19 protein-coding genes are annotated in these 18,334 nt (G+C 71.5%); 3 read left to right on the forward strand and 16 right to left on the reverse strand.

The window, feature by feature from the left end; translation table 11 throughout:
* Positions 1 to 27: 27 nt before the first annotated feature.
* Positions 28 to 858 (reverse strand): TIGR03943 family putative permease subunit, encoded by an 831-nt coding sequence (locus tag QFZ26_RS04935; protein ID WP_307039812.1) that lies wholly within the window; start codon positions 856 to 858, stop codon positions 28 to 30.
* On the reverse strand, positions 851 to 1,909 hold the full coding sequence (locus QFZ26_RS04940) for a permease (protein WP_307039814.1): 1,059 nt from the start codon (positions 1,907 to 1,909) through the stop codon (positions 851 to 853). The genes QFZ26_RS04935 and QFZ26_RS04940 overlap by 8 nt, the downstream gene beginning before the upstream one ends.
* Positions 1,910 to 1,975: 66 nt before the next feature.
* On the opposite strand from QFZ26_RS04940, the gene QFZ26_RS04945 reads away from it, so the two are divergent.
* Complete coding sequence (locus QFZ26_RS04945) at positions 1,976 to 2,269, forward strand: DUF1905 domain-containing protein (RefSeq protein ID WP_307039816.1); 294 nt, start codon at positions 1,976 to 1,978, stop codon at positions 2,267 to 2,269.
* A gap of 38 nt (positions 2,270 to 2,307) precedes the next feature.
* On the opposite strand, the gene QFZ26_RS04950 is transcribed toward QFZ26_RS04945, so the two are convergent.
* The gene (locus QFZ26_RS04950; protein ID WP_307039818.1) at positions 2,308 to 3,564 is read right to left on the reverse strand and encodes an RNA polymerase sigma factor; all 1,257 of its coding nucleotides are present in this window, start codon (positions 3,562 to 3,564) and stop codon (positions 2,308 to 2,310) included.
* 5 nt (positions 3,565 to 3,569) lie between these two features.
* The gene (locus QFZ26_RS04955) at positions 3,570 to 3,944 is read right to left on the reverse strand and encodes a YciI family protein (RefSeq protein ID WP_307039820.1); all 375 of its coding nucleotides are present in this window, start codon (positions 3,942 to 3,944) and stop codon (positions 3,570 to 3,572) included.
* Positions 3,945 to 4,126: 182 nt separating this feature from the next.
* Between QFZ26_RS04955 and QFZ26_RS04960 the strand changes: the two genes are divergently transcribed.
* Positions 4,127 to 5,239: a carboxylate-amine ligase gene (locus tag QFZ26_RS04960; RefSeq protein WP_307039822.1), complete on the forward strand. Its 1,113-nt coding sequence runs from the start codon at positions 4,127 to 4,129 to the stop codon at positions 5,237 to 5,239.
* An 82-nt stretch (positions 5,240 to 5,321) separates the two neighbouring features.
* On the opposite strand, the gene QFZ26_RS04965 is transcribed toward QFZ26_RS04960, so the two are convergent.
* From QFZ26_RS04965 to QFZ26_RS05015, 11 genes are all read right to left on the reverse strand, one after another.
* Positions 5,322 to 5,624 carry a putative quinol monooxygenase gene (locus QFZ26_RS04965; RefSeq protein ID WP_307039824.1) on the reverse strand — a complete coding sequence of 101 codons (303 nt, stop codon included), beginning with the start codon at positions 5,622 to 5,624 and terminating at the stop codon, positions 5,322 to 5,324.
* Positions 5,625 to 5,663: 39 nt separating this feature from the next.
* Positions 5,664 to 6,137 carry a hypothetical protein gene (locus tag QFZ26_RS04970; RefSeq protein ID WP_307039826.1) on the reverse strand — a complete coding sequence of 158 codons (474 nt, stop codon included), beginning with the start codon at positions 6,135 to 6,137 and terminating at the stop codon, positions 5,664 to 5,666.
* Between the two features lie 323 nt (positions 6,138 to 6,460).
* Positions 6,461 to 7,051, reverse strand: coding sequence for a hypothetical protein (locus tag QFZ26_RS04975; RefSeq protein ID WP_307039828.1), 591 nt, complete (start codon positions 7,049 to 7,051; stop codon positions 6,461 to 6,463).
* A gap of 74 nt (positions 7,052 to 7,125) precedes the next feature.
* On the reverse strand, positions 7,126 to 7,326 hold the full coding sequence (locus QFZ26_RS04980) for a hypothetical protein (RefSeq protein ID WP_307039830.1): 201 nt from the start codon (positions 7,324 to 7,326) through the stop codon (positions 7,126 to 7,128).
* Between the two features lie 189 nt (positions 7,327 to 7,515).
* Entirely contained in the window at positions 7,516 to 8,427 is a 912-nt protein-coding gene (locus tag QFZ26_RS04985; RefSeq protein ID WP_307039832.1) for a MurR/RpiR family transcriptional regulator, read from the reverse strand.
* Entirely contained in the window at positions 8,428 to 9,441 is a 1,014-nt protein-coding gene (gene murQ, locus QFZ26_RS04990) for an N-acetylmuramic acid 6-phosphate etherase (RefSeq protein WP_307039834.1), read from the reverse strand.
* Complete coding sequence (locus QFZ26_RS04995) at positions 9,438 to 10,787, reverse strand: anhydro-N-acetylmuramic acid kinase (protein WP_307039836.1); 1,350 nt, start codon at positions 10,785 to 10,787, stop codon at positions 9,438 to 9,440. Before QFZ26_RS04995 ends, murQ begins: the two co-directional genes overlap by 4 nt.
* Entirely contained in the window at positions 10,784 to 12,247 is a 1,464-nt protein-coding gene (locus QFZ26_RS05000; RefSeq protein ID WP_307039838.1) for a glycoside hydrolase family 3 protein, read from the reverse strand. Before QFZ26_RS05000 ends, QFZ26_RS04995 begins: the two co-directional genes overlap by 4 nt.
* Positions 12,248 to 12,270: 23 nt before the next feature.
* Positions 12,271 to 13,062 carry a carbohydrate ABC transporter permease gene (locus tag QFZ26_RS05005; protein WP_373460750.1) on the reverse strand — a complete coding sequence of 264 codons (792 nt, stop codon included), beginning with the start codon at positions 13,060 to 13,062 and terminating at the stop codon, positions 12,271 to 12,273.
* 113 nt (positions 13,063 to 13,175) lie between these two features.
* Positions 13,176 to 14,147, reverse strand: a complete 972-nt coding sequence (locus tag QFZ26_RS05010) for a carbohydrate ABC transporter permease (RefSeq protein ID WP_373460680.1) — start codon at positions 14,145 to 14,147, stop codon at positions 13,176 to 13,178.
* A 4-nt stretch (positions 14,148 to 14,151) separates the two neighbouring features.
* A complete protein-coding gene (locus tag QFZ26_RS05015) occupies positions 14,152 to 15,447 on the reverse strand; it encodes a sugar ABC transporter substrate-binding protein (protein WP_307039840.1) in 1,296 nt (431 codons plus the stop codon).
* 92 nt (positions 15,448 to 15,539) lie between these two features.
* Here QFZ26_RS05015 and QFZ26_RS05020 point away from each other — a divergent pair, with 92 nt between their 5' ends.
* Positions 15,540 to 16,520 (forward strand): BadF/BadG/BcrA/BcrD ATPase family protein, encoded by a 981-nt coding sequence (locus tag QFZ26_RS05020; RefSeq protein ID WP_307039842.1) that lies wholly within the window; start codon positions 15,540 to 15,542, stop codon positions 16,518 to 16,520.
* Positions 16,521 to 16,557: 37 nt separating this feature from the next.
* On the opposite strand, the gene QFZ26_RS05025 is transcribed toward QFZ26_RS05020, so the two are convergent.
* A complete protein-coding gene (locus QFZ26_RS05025; protein ID WP_307039844.1) occupies positions 16,558 to 18,261 on the reverse strand; it encodes an acyl-CoA dehydrogenase family protein in 1,704 nt (567 codons plus the stop codon).
* Positions 18,262 to 18,334 lie beyond the last annotated feature (73 nt).

Consider the following 18,334-nt stretch of genomic DNA (forward strand, 5'->3'; position numbering starts at 1 on the left):
CCGCGATCACGTTCTGCTGGGCGCAACTCAGAAGACATACGGCTGGTCCGGCTGTTCGATGACGGTCAGGTCAGTGGGCTCCATCAGCAGCGGCAACGCGCTCGAGCCCGCGGGGTTCGGCACGATGGCTCCGGATGCCGCGACCCACTCGTCGGGCTCGAACCGTTCGGCCCAGCCCGGAAGGTAGACCGGCACGCCGACCGGCTGTGCGTCGACCGCGCAGCACGTCACGACGAACCGCGCCACGTAGAAGACGTTGTCAGGGTCATCCGGCGACTCGGTCACGAACCCGGTGACCTGGATCGCCTGGTCGGCGAAGTACTCGGCGTCGGGGTTCTGGCGCAGCAGCAGCGCCCAGTCCTTCACGGTGAACTGCGAGGTGTCGCCGCCGACGAGCGCCGGACCCGACTGCTCGAGCGTCGCCCCCGAGCTGTTGATGCTGCGCTGCGAGGCGGTGGCGGAGGTCAGTGTTGCGGGCGGGAGCACGAGGAGGGAGGCGGCCGCACCCACGAGGATCGTCGCGGCGAGCGCGACGCGGAGGGATCCGCGCACCGGCGAGCGGGGTGCCTCGTCGTGGGCGTGGTCGTGGGCATGCTCGTGGTCGTGGTCGTCGGGCTGCCCGCGTTCGGCGGGCGCCGCGGCATCCGTCGCCTCATCGGCCGGCTCCCGGAGCGGCGTCATCGCGAACGCCACGACGACGAACACCGCCGCGATCGCGGCCATGATCACCGTGAACCAGAAGTACCGCGGGTGGATGTACAGGCCGAGCCGGTCGGTGGCCGCGAGCCAGACGGTGGCGACGATGCCGATGAGGGCGAGCAGGATGCCCTGCCACCTGGCGATGAGGCGCTCAAGCAATGGTGTTCACCGCCAATCCGAGGGCGGCGCTCGCCAGGCCCACGATGACGGTCAGCTGCACGAGTGTTCGCGCGGTGAACGTCGTGCGCATGAGCGCGAGCATCTTCACGTCGATCATCGGCCCGAACACGAGGAACGCGACGATCGCCCCCGGCATGAACGTGGACCCGAACGCGAGGATGAAGAACGCGTCGACGTTCGAGCAGATCGAGATGACGAACGCGAGCGCCATGAGCGCGAAGACCGAGAGCACCGGGTTCTGCCCGAGCGTGACCAGCAGGTCGCGCGAGACGCCGACCTGGATGAGGCCGGCGATGGCAGAGCCGACGAAGAGCGCCGGCAGCATCGCCGCGGTCTCAGCCGTGAACATGTCGACGCTGCGCCGCGTCCGTGTGGTGCGCACCTCGTCGTGGGCATGGGCGCAGCTCGCCTGGAACTTCGGGGTGAGCAGGCTCATCGGGCTGGAGTGGCGGCTGTAGATCCAGCCGATGAGGTTCGCGATGACGAAGCCGCCGAGGATGCGCGCGACGAGGATGCCGTCGGACCAGCCGAAGGCCTGGTACGTCGTGATGATCGTGACGGGGTTCAGGATCGGCGCCGCGAGCAGGAACGTCAGGGACTCGCCCACGGTGAGTCCGCGCAGGATCAGCCCGCGAGCGAGCGGCACGTTGCCGCACTCGCACACCGGGAGCAGCACGCCGAGCAGCGAGATGGTGACCCGGCGCGCCACCACGTTCCTCGGCAGGTGGCGGAGCAGGAACCCCTCGGGCAGCCACACCTGCACCACGATCGAGAGCAGGATGCCGAGGAAGACGAACGGCAGGCTCTCGATGACGACGCTGATCGAGAGGGTGAAGAAGTCCTGCACGGAGTTCGAGAGCACGTCGCCGACGGATTCGGGCGCGAACATCCGGATGCCCGCGAAGAGCAGCACGAGCGCGACGCCGAGCGACAGGCCGAGGGCCGGGCGCTGACGGGTCGAGCGTGGGCTTCGTGGTCGGGTCGGCGGTCGGGGCGGCGCGGAGTGCGCCGGGGCGAGGGTCCGGCTCATGCGTTCAAGGGTACGTGCCGCGGATGCCGCGCCACTCGTGTCGGCGGCGGGGCGTAGCATCCGACCATGCGATTCCGGTTCACCGCACCCCTGTGGGAATGGAGCGCCCAGGGTGGCTGGTTCTTCGTCACCGTGCCCGAGCAGTACGGCGACGACATCCGCGAGGTGCCGCGCATGCCGCGTGGTTTCGGCTCGGTCCGTGTGCGCGTGACCATCGGTGGCTCGACGTGGTCGACGTCGGTGTTCCCCGACTCGAAGCGCGGCAGCTACGTGCTTCCCGTGAAGAAGGCCGTGCGCACCGCCGAGGGCATCGGCGAGGGCGACGACGTCGACGTCGCGCTCGAGGTGCTCGACCTCTGAGGCTGTGGCTCCCGCTGCCGCGCTCAGCGGGCGGGCACTCAGCGAGCGGCGCGCAGCGCCTCGGCCTTCGCGGCGAGGAAGCGCTGCTCGGGGCCGTTCAGGGTGCGGCGAGCGGCCTCGACGAACGCGAGCGAGGCGGCATCCGTCGACCCCGCCCGCTCGAGGAGGTGGGCACGCACCGCCCACGTGCGGTGGTGCTCGGCGAGCGTGGTGCCGGCGCTGGACCCCCCGCTGGACCCGGATGCCTCGGCCCCCTCGAGCGCCACGAGCCCGGCCTCGGGCCCCTCGACCATCGCGAGCGCGACGATGCGGCCGAGGGTCACCATGGGCCCGGGCGACATCCGCTCGAGCAGGTCGTAGAGCCCGAGGATCTCGACCCAGTCGGTCTCGTGGGTCGACGGCGCCTCATCGTGCACGGCCGCGATCGCCGCCTGCAACTGGTACGGGCCGATCGCGGCACGGTCGAGCACCTCGGTGACGAGGACGATGCCCTCGTCGATCATGCGGCGGTCCCAGCGGGAGCGGTCCTGCTCGTCGAGCGGCACGAGGGCGCCGGCCGCATCGGTGCGGGCGGCACGGCGGGCATCGGTGAGGAGCATGAGCGCGAGGAGCCCGGTGGTCTCGCCCGAGGCGTCGGGCGACGACGCGCGCAGCTGCCGCGTGAGCCGGATCGCCTCGGCCGAGAGGTCCACCCGCGCGAGCGCATCGCCCGAGCTCGCCGTATGGCCCTCGGTGAACATCAGGTAGAGCACGTGGCGGAGGGCGACGAGTCGGCTTTCGAGCTCGGCCGGCTCCGGCATCCGGAAGCCCTCGCCGCTCGCCCTCATGCGCGCCTTCGCTCGCGAGATGCGCTGCGCGATCGTCGCCTCGGGCAGGAGCAGCGCGCGGCCGATCTCCGCCGTCGTGAGCCCGCCGACGGCGCGCAGCGTGAGCGCGAGCTGTGCCGGCCGGCCGAGCGCCGGGTGACAGCAGAGCAGGAACAGCGTGAGCGTGTCATCGACCGACGGCACCGGCGCGGGCGGCGACGTCGGCTCGAGCTCCACGGCGAGGGACTCGCGGCGACGGCGCGCGACATCCGACCGCACCTCGTCGATGTAGCGGCGCGACGCGACCCGCACGAGCCAGGCACGCGGACTGTCGGGCACGCCCTCGATCGGCCACTGGGCGGATGCCGCGATGAGCGCCTCCTGCATGGCGTCCTCGCACGCCGCGAAGTCGCCGTAGCGACGCACGAGCACCGCGAGCGCCGACGGTGCGGCGTCTCGCAGTGCCCGGACGGCGTCGGCGTCAGGCATCCGAGTCACACGTCGGTGCCCGCTGCCATCTCGAGCACCGGGCGCACCTCGACGAGGCCGTACGCCGCCTCGGGGAAGCGCCCGGCGATCTCGACGGCTCGCGCCTCGGACTCGCAGTCGACGAGGTAGAAGCCCGCGAGCAACTCCTTCGTCTCGGCGAAGGGGCCATCGCTCGCGACCGTGCCACTGTCGCTGTGCGTGACGCGCTTGGCGAGCGAGATGTCGGCGAGCGCCTCGGTCGCGATGAGTTCACCGCTCGCGGCGAGCTCGCTGCTGATGCCCTGGTAGAAGCCGTAGCCCTCGGCCTGCTGTTCGGGCGTGAAGCCCTCCCACACGGCTCGCGAGGCGGGGTTGCTGTAGATCTGGATCAGGTACTTCATCGGAATCGCTCCTTCGATGTGGGGAGGCCGAACCGCGCTCCCATCAGTATGTCGAGGCTGATGGTGAATTCTCGACCGGCAGCCCGTGCGCGCGTCGCTAGGGCTTGACACGACGGGCGCGGTTGAGCAGAGTTCGAGCAGCGGCAGCGATCGGGCGGCGATCTGGCGACGGGGGGCGTTCGATGACGACGTTCGGCATCGAGGAAGAGTTCATCTTCCTCGACCGTGAGGCCTTGCGACCCGTGGATGTCGCGGGCCGGGTGTTCCGCCGGCTGGCTGCGACTCCCGATTGGGGCGCCGTCACCCACCAGGAGTTCCTCGCAGCGCAGGTCGAGCACGCCTCGGCGGTGTTCAGCGACCTCGAGGGCGCGCACGATGCCCTCGTCGGCTTCCGTCGCGAGGTCGCCGCCGACGCGACACGCCTCGGCGTCGTGGCCGCGAGCGTCGGCGTGCCTCCCGACGCGCTGCCGTTCCCGACCATCACCGACGAGGACCGATACCAGCGCATCGTGCGCGACATGGCCGGCGTCATCGCCGACCACCAGATCTGCGGGCTGCACGTGCACGTCGGGATTCCCGACCGCGACACCGGCATCCGGGCGCTCAACGCGTCGCGGAGCTGGTTGCCGCTGCTCTCGGCGATGTCGGGCAACTCCCCCATCTGGCGCGGCTACGACACGGGATATGAGAGTTGGCGCAATGTCGAGCAGCGCCGGTGGACGACCACCGGCTGCCCGCCCGTCTTCGAGGACGCCGCCGACTACGACCGCCGCCTCCAACGCCTCATCGGCATCGGCGGCATGAAGGACCGCGCGATCATCATGTGGATGGCGCGCCTCTCGTCGCACGTGCCGACGATCGAGGTCCGCATCGCCGACGCCCAGCTCGAAGCATGGTCGACCGTCTTCTTCGCCGCATTCTGGCGGGCGCTCGTGGTCGGACTCATGGATGACGACCTCGGCATCAGCGACCGGCTGCAGCCGACCCGCGACGCCGCACCCGGGCCGGAGCTGCTGAACGCCGCCCTGCTGCACTCGGCGCACTCGGGCATGAGTGAAGACGTCGTCGACCCGGTGCTCGGCGAGCTGCGGCCGGCCGCAGACGTGCTGCGCACCTGCATCGACCTGCTCGAGCCGGCGCTCGAGGCGACCGGCGACCTCGCTGCGGTGCGGGAGGGCGCCGACCGCCTGCTGCGCGAGGGGACTGGCGGGGCGCGGCAGCGCGAGGCGTTCGCGCGCGGCGGGATGGCCGCGTTGCGGGAGCTGTACGAGGAGACGTTCACCAAGGGCGCCTAGCGGCTGCCCGTGTGGCGGCGCCTGCGCGGTCGGGCTTCGGGCTTCGGGCTTCGGGCTTCGGGCGTCGGGCGTCGGGCGTCGCCTACACGCGCAGCGGCGAGCCGATGACGTCGAAGCGGTAGCCGTCGAACTCGCCGCTGAACAGCGGTCGCGCCTCTGCGATCGCGGCGCGGACGCTGTCGAGCTGCAGCGACGCGGCATGCGCTTCGGCCGACTCCCAGAGCTCGCTCACGAACACGGCGTCGGGCTGCTCCTCGTTCACGCCGACCTCATAGAGGAGGCACCCGTGCATGCTCATCTCGGTGCTCGGTCGGGTGAGGATCTCGATCAGCTGGTCGCGGGCGCCGGGCTTGACGCCCAGCCGGCCGACGTTCGCGAAGGTCATGACCTCATGTTGGTCGGCCTGCACCCGGGCCGGCAAGGGTCAGCAGCCGGGGCCGGACGGATGGGTGTTGCAATCGCCCTGCGTGAGGACCGTGTCGAACTCGCCGACGAGCACCCGCTGCGGATCGCCCGCCACCTCGAGTGTTCCGGCGATCGAGCGCCACCCGGATCCGGCGAAGCGGTACTCGGCGCGCAGCACGACGTCGAGTGCGACGGTGTACTCCCCCGACTCCGCGTACGCGTGGCTCGTGCCGGTGGGGCTGAACTCGCGCACCCCGAGGGCCTCCCACGTCGCACCCGGATCGCTGCCCTCGACGACCGCGCCGTCACTGTGCGACCACCGATACGCGACCGGGGTGAACCGCACCTCGGCGGGCTGGCCCAGCAGCGTGCCGGCGACGACTTCGACGGATGCCGCAGCGACGAAGTTCGCCGCGAGGTCCTCGATCGCCCAGCCGCCAGGCTCCATCCCATTCCCCGGCTTCGCCGGCCGGAACGACGCGATGTCCCGCATCGTCACCACCACCGCCGGGGCTGCCTCGGGCGCGGGCTCGACCGCGGGATCGCCGGCACACGTCGACCGATCCTCGGGGCGACAGTCGTCGGGTCGCAGCCCCAAAGCAACGTCGATGACATTGGTGGTGTTGTCCCCTGGGGGATCCGCTTCAGCACCGGGCGGAGGCTCGACATCAGTAACCGGCTCCACCCGTCCGGGCCGCTCGACCTCAAGCTCAGTGTGGTTGTCATCGTTCTGCGCGGCCACCCAGTCAACTTCATTTGCGGCGGCGGGTGATGCGCATAGGAGGGCTAGGAAGAGCGCCACTCCTGCCGCGGCGCTCAGCAGAAGTCGTCGCCGGACCATGACTCGGAACCAGAAGGTAGCAATTCTTCCGACCCAACGGCTGCGGACTCGAAGAATGCTTGAAGGGCACGCCGCTCATCGCGACCCTCGGGAGTGGCGTCCGCACCGTTCGCATCGAGGACTCGTACGCCTGTTACGTCGAGACAGACATACACAGTTACTCTGGCGACGCCATCATCTTCGTGTCGCTCCAAGACCTCCATGCTGTCGTACGCCGTGGTTCCGGAGGTGCGATTTCCGCTTTCACGCAGGCTTTTGAGCGAATCGAGAAGCTCTTCGACGTAGCCATCGGCAACGGCATCTCGGATCCGGTCAGGATCCTGCCCGCCGTCCTGCGTGAGTTGGTCGACGGTTGCAAGATACCGCTCGTACGCAGCCTTAGCCGCGGCGAGCGCCTCCTCGTCGGACGCGAAGATCGGCTCGGCCGCACTCGCCGAGGGCTCGGGCGACGGGGTCGGTGCCGGGGTGCCCCCGCAGCCGACGAGCACGAGCGCGAGCACGCCGGCAGCGGCGAGCGCGGCAGCGGCACGACGTGCGCGCGGGCCGGTCGGAAGAGCAGTGGGCATGCCGAATACCCTAGGCGAGCGAGCCCGGCGCTCGGCCGGTTATCCACAGCTCCCGGGCGCGCAGGCGGCGCCCCCTAGCGCATGAGGTCGCGCACCAGCTCGCCCCATTCGAAGCCGCACTCGCGGCAATCGAAGAGCGGCTCGCTCGGGGCATCCGCCGCACTGAACGACGCGAACTCGAAACCCGCGACCACGCGCACGGCTCTGGACGTGCACCGCGGGCACGGCTCGTCGAGCACGTCGTGCTCAAGGATCTGCTGCACCTGCTTCGTCATGCCGCCCACGGTACGCCGGGCATCCGACATCGGCCGGAGCACACGCGGCGACGGCGCAGAGCACGCCGGGATCGGCCGAAGCACCGCTCACGCAGGAGAAGAGGCGATGGACCACTCCCAGGGAGGGTGTGAAGCCGAATCTCCTGCACTAGCGCGCAGGAGCAAGAAGAGCAGCACCCGAACGCGACCTCAGTCGGCTGCAGGCCCGCGGTCGTCGGCTGGAGGCCGCCGCCTCGAGGGGATGCGGTGGCTCGCCGTCACCTCGTAGGTGCGGCGGAGGGGCGCCGCAACGTCGTCGTGGCGCCGCTGCGCGACCCGCACGAAGAGGAAGTCGACGAGCGCGAGCTGCGCGATACGGCTCGACATCGCGCCCATGCGGTACGTCGACTCCCGCGCGCGAGTGGGCAGCACGAACTCGGCGAGCTCGGCGATCGGCGACTCCGGCGAGTTCGTGATCACGATCGTGGTGGCGCCCGCGTCGCGGGCGACCTCGAGGGCGTGGTTCGTCTCGGCGGTGAGGCCCGAGTGGGAGATGGCGATCGCGACATCCGTCGGCTTCCGAAGCGCCGCCGAGACCAGGGCGAGGTGGATGTCGACCGAGCAGAACGCCGAGATGCCGATGCGGCTGAGCTTCTGCTGCAGGTCCTGTGCGGTGAGGCCACTCGCGCCGAAGCCGTAGAGGTCGATGTGCGCGGCGCCGACGATCGCGCCGACGGCGCCGTCGAGCACGGCGGTGTCGAGTCCGTCGACGGTCTGCTCGATCGCGAGCACCTCGTGGAATGCGATCTTCGCCACGACGTCGGCGGCGGCGTCATCCGTGTTGATGTGCGAGTCGGCGAGTCCGAACCGGTCGCGGCCTGCGGCCTCACGGCTGATGGCGGTGGCGACCTCCATGCGGAACTCGCGGTAGCCGCTGTACCCGAGGGTCTGGCAGAAGCGCGCGACCGTCGAGAGCGAGGTGCCGCAGACCCGCGCGAGGTCGGTGATCGTGAGGTCGACCACGAGCGTCGGATCGGCGATGATCGCCTCCGCGACGCGCGCCTCCGACGAGCTGAGGCGCGGCAGCGCCTGTTGCACCTCGGAGAGCACGTTCGTGGTCATCTACAGGGTCCTCGTCTCGTGCTGCCGGCCGTCGGCGTGCGCCTCGGAATCGCGCACGCTGGAAAGAGCATTGCGCAGCACTCCATCCTCGGCGGCGAGGCGCGCGAGCGCGACCTCGGGCGCCACCCCAGTGAGGGTCACGAGGATCGCCGCCTTCACCTGCCCGTCGACCGATTCGAGGGCAGCGGATGCCGCGGCGGCATCCGACCCGGTCGCCTGCATGACGATGCGTTCCGCACGCGCCCGCAGCTTGGCATTGGTGGCTCGCACGTCGACCATGAGGTTGCCGTGCACCTTGCCGAGGCGCACCATCGCGATCGTCGAGATCGAGTTGAGCACGAGCTTCTGCGCCGTGCCGCCCTTGAGCCGGGTGGATCCGGCGACGATCTCGGGTCCCACCACCGTCTCGATGGCGAGGTCGGCGGCGGTGCCGATCGCGGAGTTCTCGTTGCAGGCGAAGCCGACCGTGAGGGCGCCGACGCTGCGCGCGTACTCGATCGCGCCGACGACGTACGGCGTGCGTCCGGACGCCGAGATGCCGACGAGCGCATCGGCCGCGGTGAGCCCGATGGCGGCGAGGTCGGCGGCTCCCAGTGCGGGATCGTCCTCCGCGTCCTCGACGGCGGAGTGCAGCGCCGCCTCACCGCCGGCGATGACGCCGACGACCTGGGCGGGGTCGGTGCCGAAGGTGGGCGGGATCTCGCTCGCGTCGAGCACGCCCATGCGTCCGGCGGTGCCGGCGCCCAGGTACACGAGCCGTCCGCCGCCGCGCAGCCGGGCGACGATCGCGTCGATCGCTGCGGCGATCTGCGGCGCCGCTTCGGTCACGGCTGCGACGGCCGCGGCGCTCTCGTCCTGCATGGCGGCGAGCTGGTCCTCGGTGGCCATCAGGTCGAAGCCGGCGTGCTGCTCGTTGACGCGTTCGGTCGACAGCTCGCCGAGGAGCTCGCGCAGCGCGCGGTGCTCGGCCGACTGTCGGTGCTCGGCGGACTGATGGAGTGCTGGCCCGGTCATCGTGGTTCTCCCCCGGTGGTGCGTGCGATGGTGCGTTCGGCGCGGTGCTCAGCGCGGTCGGTGCGTTCGGTGCGGTCGGTGCGGTCGGTGCGGTCGGTGCGCCCAGAATGATCAATGCGTTCGGCGCTCGGCTCGACGGTGACGGATGCCACGCCGGCGAGCGGCGCGGGAACCTGCAGCGGCACGCGGCCGGGCGTGAGCCGGCCGAGCACGCGCGGCGGGGCCGAGTCGGCGCGGGCAGTCTGCAGCGCGACCGGCACTCCGTGCCAGCTGCAGAAGCCGAGGAGCGCGAACATGAGCGACTCCTTGAAGGCCGGATCGATGCCGCGCGCCGCGCTCGACTCGACGGCGATGCCGCGGGCGCTCGCGAGGGCCTCGAGCCGTTCGAGCAGCACCGGGTTCAGCGCGCCGCCGCCCGAGCAGACGAGGGCGGCAGGGGCATCCGGTGCCGCATCGGCCAGCGCCTCGACGACGGTGCGCGCCGTGAACTCGGTGAGGGTCGCGACGAGGTCGTCGATCGAGAGATCGAAGGCGCCGGATGCCACGACCGCACGATCGACGACGTCGAGGCCGAACGTCTCACGGCCCGTCGATTTCGGGGCCGGCGCGGCGAGGTACGGATGCCGCAGCAGCTCGTCGAGCAGCGCCTTGTGCACCCGGCCCGCCGCGGCCAGCCGCCCGTCTTCGTCGTAGCCGTGCTCGCCGCCCGAGTGACGGTCGACGACGGCGTCGATGAGGCAGTTGCCCGGCCCGCTGTCGAACGCGGAGACCTCGCCGTCTGCGCCCACGAGCTGCACGTTCGCGATGCCGCCGAGGTTCACGGTCGCGACCGCGCGGCGCGAAGCGCGCGCCGCCGCGCCCAGCCAGGCTCGGTCGAAGAACGCCATGAGCGGGGCGCCCTCGCCGCCCGCCGCGATGTCGGCGGCGCGCAGGTCGGAGAGCACGGGCACGCCGGTGCGCTCGGCGATCCACGCGGGCTCGCCGAGTTGCAGCGTGCCGCGCGCGTGCGCCCCCTCGACCCAGTGGAACACGGTCTGGCCGTGCGAGACGATCAGGTCGGGGGTCGTGCCCGATTCGCGGATGCCCCGCGCGGCGGCATCCGCGAACGCCTGGCCGATGCCCGTGGTGAGCCTGGTCCACTCGCCGGCCGCCTGCGGTTCGCCCGCGGCGACGGCGAGGATCTGCGCGCGGAGTTCCGGCGCCCACGCGACCGTCGTGGCGAATCGGGGCGTCATCCGCACGTCGGGCCGCGAGTGCTCGCGCGAACCGGTGGAGCGCACGAGGTCGACGACGGCGACGTCGATGCCGTCGGCCGAGGTGCCCGACTGCAGCGAGAGCACGATCATGCCGGCACCCCCGCATCGAGCAGCGCGGCCGCGGCGTCGGCGGCGAGTCGGCTCGCGGCGCGCGCGTGCAGCGCGGGCAGCGGCAGGCGCGCGCTCGACCCGTTGTCGCTCGGCATGCCCACGTTCACGACGACGGCGTCGGCGCGCACGGCCGCCACGCGCTCGAGCGCGTCACGCTGCCCGCCCGCGCCGGCGCCGATGCGGTCGACGAGCACGACGAGCGGCACATCGGGCGGCAGGGCGGCGACCGCCGCCTCCGAGCTGTCGACGCCAACGACCCGTCCTCCGGCGGCGAGGGCCTCTGCGACGAAGTCGGTGCTGCCGTCGACGGCGAGGGTCGACCGTCCGCGCAGGTCGACGACGGTGCGCGGGCGGGGCAGCGCCGGGAACGAGCCGTCGGCCGTGACCGCCGCACGTGCGATGGCGGCCGCGTCGAGGGGCATCCGCTCACCTGCCGTGCCTTCGGCGAGGGATGCCGCGAGCGCGCGCACCCGCCCGGCGGCGCGTTCGAGCACGGCCACCGGGAGCGTGCCGTCGTCGACCGCGGCGACGATCGCCTGCTGCACCTCGCGGAAGTCGCGCTCGTCCTGATCGGGTGCGGCCGCGGCGCCGAGGTTGCGCGGATTGCCGACGCAGAGCAGGTCGGCCCCCGCGAGGAGCGCCTGCACGGCGCCCGGGCCCGCGCCGACCGACTCGCGCACGGCCGCCATGTCGAGCGCGTCGGTGATGATGACGCCGGCGAAGCCCATGGCCCGCACGCGTCCGAGCGCGACGGGGTTCAGCGTCGCAGGTTGCTCGCCCCACGCCGGCACGATGACGTGCGCCGACATGACCGCGGCGACGCCCGCGTCGATCGCCGCCTGGAACGGCGGGAGGTGCACTCGCTCGAGCTCGTCGAGCCCGATCGTGAGCGACGGCAGCGCGTGGTGCGAGTCGAGGTGGGTGTCGCCGTGGCCCGGGAAGTGCTTCACGCACGCAGCCGCCCCGGCGCCCTGGATGCCGCGGAGCGCGGCCACGGTGTGCCGCGACACGAGCTCGGGCGTCTCGCCGAACGAGCGCACGCCGATGACCGGATTGCGCGGGTCGGTGTTGACGTCGGCCACGGGTGCGAGCACGAGGTTCGCGCCGACCGCGAGCGAGCGCGCGGCGAGTTCCTGCCCGACCGCCTCGGTGGCGGCGAGGTCGTCGACCGCGCCGAGCTGCGCCGCCCCCGGCAGCGTCGAGCCGGCCTCGACCTCGAGCCTCGTGACGTTGCCGCCCTCCTCGTCGATGCCCACGAGGAGCGGTCGGCCGACACCACGGAGCTCGGCGGCGAGAGACATCCGCTCGCCTTCATCGCCCAGGTTGTGCGAGAACAGCACGACGCCCGCGAGACCGCCGCCGGAGAGCTCGCGGCGAAGCCAGTCGGGGACGCCCCGGCCGAGGAACCCCGGCCAGAGCACCCCGCCCACCAACCTCATGACGGTGGGATCGTCGGCGCCGGTCACCCCTTCACCGCGCCGGCCACGAGGCCGCTCGACAAGCGACGCTGGACGATGACGAAGAAGATCATCACCGGGATCGTGATGATGGTCGAGGCGGCCATGATGTAGCCCCACTCGTTCGAGTGCTCGCCGAAGAACTGCTTGAGGCCGATCGCGACCGTGTAGTTCGCGGTCGCGCCCCCCAGCAGGGTCATCGCGAAGATGAACTCGTTCCACGCGGTGATGAACGAGAACACGCTCGTCGCGACGAGCCCCGGCATCACGAGCGGGAGCAGCACCGACCGGAACATGCGCCCCCACGTGGCGCCGTCGATGTATGCGGCCTCCTCGAGCTCGACGGGCACGGCCGCGACGAACCCGCGGAGCATCCAGATGCCGAACGGGAGCGAGAGCGCGACGTAGACGACCATGAGGCCGAGCAGCGTGTTGAGGAGCTGCAGGTCGCGCACCTGCACGAAGAGCGGGATGACGAGCGCCTCGAGCGGCACCATCTGCACGATCAGGATCATGAGCAGCATCGCCGTGCGGAACTTGAAGCGGAACCGTGCGACCGCCACCGAGGCGAGCAGCGCGAGGACCGCGCTCGCGAGCACCGTCACGACGGCGACGATCGCCGAGTTGCGGAGGAAGACGTCGAAGCCGCCCTCGGTCAGCACGTAGGCGAAGTTGTCGAAGGTGAACTCGCGCGGCAGGAGCTGCTGGCCGCCGCTGCCGGCTTGCGCGTCGAACGCGCTCGAGAGCATCCAGAACGCGGGGAAGAGCGTGAAGCCGAGCAGCAGGAGCACGAGCACGGCCTTGCCCGCCGCGGCGCGGGTCTTGCGGGCCGAGCGGCGCGTGCTGCGGATGGGACGGTCGGCGGCGTCGGCACGATCGGTGGCGCGGTCGGTGCCGGTGGTGGGGACGCTCACAGCTCCTCCTCCTTCAGCATGGTGCGCACGTAGACGACGGTGATGCCGAGCAGCACGAGGGTGAGCAGCACGGCGATCGCCGAGCCGAAGCCGTAACGGTTCTGGCCGAACGACTCCACGTACGACCACACCCCGAGGTTCAGCGCCTCGCGGTTCGATCCCGCGCCTCCTGGCATGAGGTAGACCTGCGCGAAGACCTTGAAGTCCCAGATGGTGGAGAGGATGATCACGACCGCGAAGACCTGCTTGAGGTTCGGCACGATGATGCGCCAGAACCGGCCCCACGCGTTCGCGCCGTCCATCTCAGCCGCCTCGAGCATCTCCTTCGGCACGCCGAGCAGGCCCGCGAGGATCGTGATGGCCACGAACGGGAAGCCGTGGTGGATGACGTTCAGCAGCACGATCGCGTAGAAGCTGTAGCGGTTCGTGAACCAGTTGACGGGTTCGTCCTGCAGGCCGAGTGCCTGGAGGGTCTCGTTGAAGATGCCGCGGTCGGCGTCGAAGATCCACACCCAGACGTAGGTGCCCGTGACCGCGGGCATCGCCCAGGCGATCATGATGGCGCTGCCCACGACCGTGCGCCACACGGGGCCGAGCGAGGCCATGAGCACGGCGACCCCGGTGCCCAGGGCGACCGTGCCGGCAACGGCGAGCACCGCGAAGCCGACGGTGTTCGGCAGCACGATGGTCCAGAGGGTCGGGTCGGTGAAGATCTCGCCGTAGTTGGCGAGGCCGATGAAGTTGAAGTCGCCGGTGACGATCTCGCGCAGTCCGTAGTCCTGCAGGGAGAAGAGGAACACGCGCACGAGCGGCCAGAGCAGCAGGATCGCGAGTACCGCGAGCGCCGGCCCGAGCAGCAGCCAGGGGCGGGTGCGGGCCAGGATGCTCCGCTTCCGGCCGGGCCCGCCGGCCGTGCGGGGAGCGGATGCCCCCTGCACGACCGGCGGAGCCTGAAGGGTGTTGCTCACTGAATCAGTTGCCGTTCATGATCTCGTCCATCTCCGCGGCTGCGTCGGTCGTCGCCTGCTCGACCGTCTTCTGCCCGGAGAGGATCGCCTGGATGGCGGTGTTCGTGGTCTTCTTCGCCTGCACGGCGCCGAACTTCGGCGTGACGGGCACGGTGCCGCCGCCGTCGACGAGCTGCGTGGCGAAGGGCGCCACGAGCGGGTCGTCCGACTCCATGGTCTCGGCGAGGAGCGATGCCTGGCCCGGGAAGTAGCCCGACTGCTCGCCCCACTGCTCGGCGAACTCACCGGTCGTCATGAGCTTGATGAACTCCCAGGCGAGGTCCTTGTTCTCTGCCGTCTCGAACATCGAGAGGTGCGAGCCGCCGAGCACCGACGGCGAGATGCCGCCGTCCTTGCCGGGGATCGGGGTGGCGGCGAACTTGCCCTCGAGCTCGGCGTTCTTCTCGACGATGGCCGCGGGGGTCCACGAGCCCATGAGGGCCATGGCCACGTTGCCCTGCGAGAAGTTGTCGAGCACGTCGGTCTCCTTCCAGGTCGTGGCACCGGCCGACGAGAAGCCGTGCTTCAGCGCGAGGTCGGTGTAGAACTGGATGCCCTCCTGCGACTCGGGGCTCGCGAGCTGCGACTCCCATGCGTCGCCATCTTCGACGGCGACCTCGCCGCCGGCACCCCAGACCCACGGGTACACGCCGAACTCGGCGTCGCCGGGCACGGCGAACGCGATCATCTCGGGGTGCGCGGCCTTCACGGCCTCGCCCGCGGCGACGATCTCGTCCCAGCTGGTCGGGGCCTCGAGGCCGAGCTCCTCGAAGATGTCGGCACGGTAGACGAGCGAGCGCACACCGGCGTACCAGGGCATGCCGTACAGCTCGTCGTCGTAGGTGCCCGAGGTGACGAGTCCTTCGACGAGGTCGCCGCCGAGGTCTTCGGACTCGACGTACTCGCCGATCGGGGCGAGCGCGCCGGCGTCGGCGAACTCGGCGGTCCACGTCGTGCCGGTCTCGGCGACGTCGGGCGTCGTGCCACCGGCGATGGAGGTGACGAAGCGGTCGTGGGCGTCGGCCCACTGCACGTACTCGACGTTGAGCTCGGCACCGGTCTCTTCGGTGAAGGCGGCGCCGACCTCGTCGAAGAAGGCCTCGGAGTCGGGATTGGTGCCTTCCATGATCCAGACGTCGAGCGTCTGGCCCTCGGCGTTGACGTCTTCGCCGCCTCCGCCGTCTGCGGGGGCGGAGCAGGCCGACATGCCGAGCGCGGCCGTGAGGCCCAGCGCGGCGATCGGGAGGAAGCGTTTCTTCATAGCGTGGTCTCCTCGTTGAAACTGGAATGTGGGCGCGAGTGCCCGGGGACTGCGAAACTGGACAGTAGTGACTCTGGAAGTATTATTCGTGAATGGCGGCGATTGTGCAAGAAACTTCCGGACCGGCATTCGTGCTCGGCATCGACATCGGCGGCACCGGCAGCCGAGCCGCCCTCGAACCGCTTGCCCGGCCCGTCTCGAGTGACCGCCGCCTGCTCGAGGGCCCGGCGGTGCGGGTGTCGCCCGACGGCAGTGACGCCCTCGATGTTGCCGCCGACCTCGTCGCTCGCGCACGGCACGAATGGCCGGATGCCCCGCTCGCGGGCGTCGGCATCGGCGCCACCGGCCTCGCCTCGCTGGTCGCGACGCCCGCCACGGCACTCATGCCCGTCGTCATCACCGCCGACGGTGCGCCGGTCGCGCTCGCGATCGACGCGGTGACGGCGCACCTCGGAGCACTCGGCGGCGACGCCGGCGCCGTCGTCGCGGTCGGCACGGGCGCCATCGCGATCGGCACCGACCTGCACGAGGTGTGGCGCCGGGTCGGCGGTTGGGGCCACCTCTACGACGATCGCGGCTCGGGCGCCTGGATCGGCATCGAGGGACTGAAGGCCGCCATCCAGACCCACGACCGCGTGACGACGGATGCCGCGGCCCTCCTCTCCGCCGCCGAATCGCGCTTCGGGCCGGCGCCCACGTGGCCGTCGCAGCTCTACACGCGCGACGACCGCGGAGCGATCCTCGCGGGCTTCGCGGCGGATGTCGCGGGCCTCGCCTCGATCGGCGACCCGGTGTCGACCGGCATCATGTCGACGGCCGGCCGCCTCGTCGCGGCGACCCTCGCCGCCGCCCTCGAACCGGCGCTCCCCCGCCGCGCATCGGGTACGGGCGGCGTGTTCGCCGCGGGCGGCGCCTTCACCGAGTCCTTCGCCGCCGAGTTCGGGCGACTCGCGCCCGATGCCTCCCTCGTGCCGGCCGCGGGCGGGCCCCTCGACGGGGCCGTGCACCTCGCGCGGCTCGCGGCTCGCGGCGACGTGCCGTCGGGACATCCGCCGTTCCTCTGGGTCTCCTAGCCGCCCGCACGCGTCGACGACGGCGTCACGACCTGCCTCAGGCGCGCGCGAGGATCACCGCCGTGTCGACGCCGCGGGGAAGCACGCCGTACTGCCGGCCGCCCTCAGCGCCGAGGCGGGTGCGCACGAAGGCATCGGCGACCGGGCCCGGCGCATGCTCGAGCATGAGCGCGCCCTGCAGCACGAGTGCGAGGCGTTCGGTGAGCTCCCGGGCGCGGGCGGCGGCGGTCGGGGCATCCGCCGCCGCGAGCTCACGCACGAGCGCCGTCGACTCGGCGAGCGCGGTGTCGAAGGCGGCACTCTCGCCGGACGCCGCACCGACGCGGTCGAAGAACGTCTCGAACGCCTCGGGCTCGCGGGCGAGCACGCGCAGCACGTCGAGCGCGATCACGTTGCCCGATCCCTCCCAGATCGCGAGCAGCGGCTGCTCGCGATACCGGCGCGCGAGCGGGAACGCCTCGGTGTAGCCGTTGCCGCCGAGGCACTCGAGCGCCTCGTACGCGTGACCGGGGCCGCGCTTGCACACCCAGTACTTCGACACGGCCGTGGCGAGGCGGCGGAACGCCTGCTCTGAGCCGTTCGCATCGTCGTCGTAGGCCCGCGCGAGCCGCATCGCCGTGAGCGTCGCCGCCTCCGACTCGAGCGCGAGGTCGGCGACGACCGCCGTCATCGCCGGCTGGTCGACGAGGAGCGAGCCGAAGGCGCTGCGGTGCCGCACGTGCCACGCCGCCTCGGCCACCGACTGCCGCATGCCCGCAGCCGAGCCGATGACGCAGTCGAGCCGGGTGCGGGTCACCATCTGGACGATCGTGGCGACGCCGCGACCCTCTTCACCGACGAGCCACGCCGTCGTGCCGTCGAGCTCGATCTCGCTCGAGGCGTTGGAGCGGTTGCCGAGCTTGTCCTTCAGGCGCTGGATGCGGAACACGTTGCGCGAGCCGTCGGGAAGCACCCGCGGCACGAAGAAGCAGCTGAGCCCGCCCGGCGCCTGCGCGAGCACGAGGAACGCGTCGCTCATCGGCGCGCTGCAGAACCACTTGTGGCCGGTGAGCGCGAACTCGCGACCGCGCGCGTCATCGACACCGGTCGGAACGGCGCGAGTCGTGTTCGCGCGCACGTCGGAGCCGCCCTGCTTCTCGGTCATCGCCATGCCGACGAGCGCCGAGCGCTTGCCGTCGGCACCGCCGAGCTCGGGGTCGTAGTCGCGGCTCAGCAGCCGCGGCATCCATTCGTCTCGGAGACCGGATGCCGCGAGCGCGAGCGTCGGCACCGCCGCATGCGTCATCGACACCGGGCACGCATGGCCGGGTTCGACCTGCGCGAAGAGGAAGAACGCCGCAGCGCGGTCGACGTTCGCACCCGGTCGGGGGTCGGCCGCCGCCGACGTGTGCGCCCCCGCAGCGACGGCCGCCGCGATGATGCGGTGGTACGCGTCGTCGTACTCGACCTCGTCGACGCGGTTGCCCCACCGGTCGTGCGAGTGCAGCACGGGCTGGTGCGTGTTCGCGCGCTCGGCGTCGCGCTGGAACGCCGCCGACCCCACGAGCGTGCCGACCTCGTGCAGCGGAAGCTGACCGGATGCCCCGTGGCCGCCGCCTGAGGCATCCGCTCGCTCGCCGACCACCGCTCGGCCGGCGCGCCCCCATCGGGCGACCGCCTCGGCGAGCGGCAGGTTGGCGCCGAACTCGTCGATGCCCTCGCGTGGCGGTGCCTGGTTCTCGACCTCGTGCGTGCTGATCATCGTCGACCTCCGCGGCCCATTCTCGCTGCTCGGGGCGGGCGGCGCCGGTTCGGCGCACGTTCGTCGCGGTGGC

This window comes from Agromyces ramosus, assembly GCF_030817175.1.
Taxonomy (GTDB): domain Bacteria; phylum Actinomycetota; class Actinomycetes; order Actinomycetales; family Microbacteriaceae; genus Agromyces; species Agromyces ramosus_A.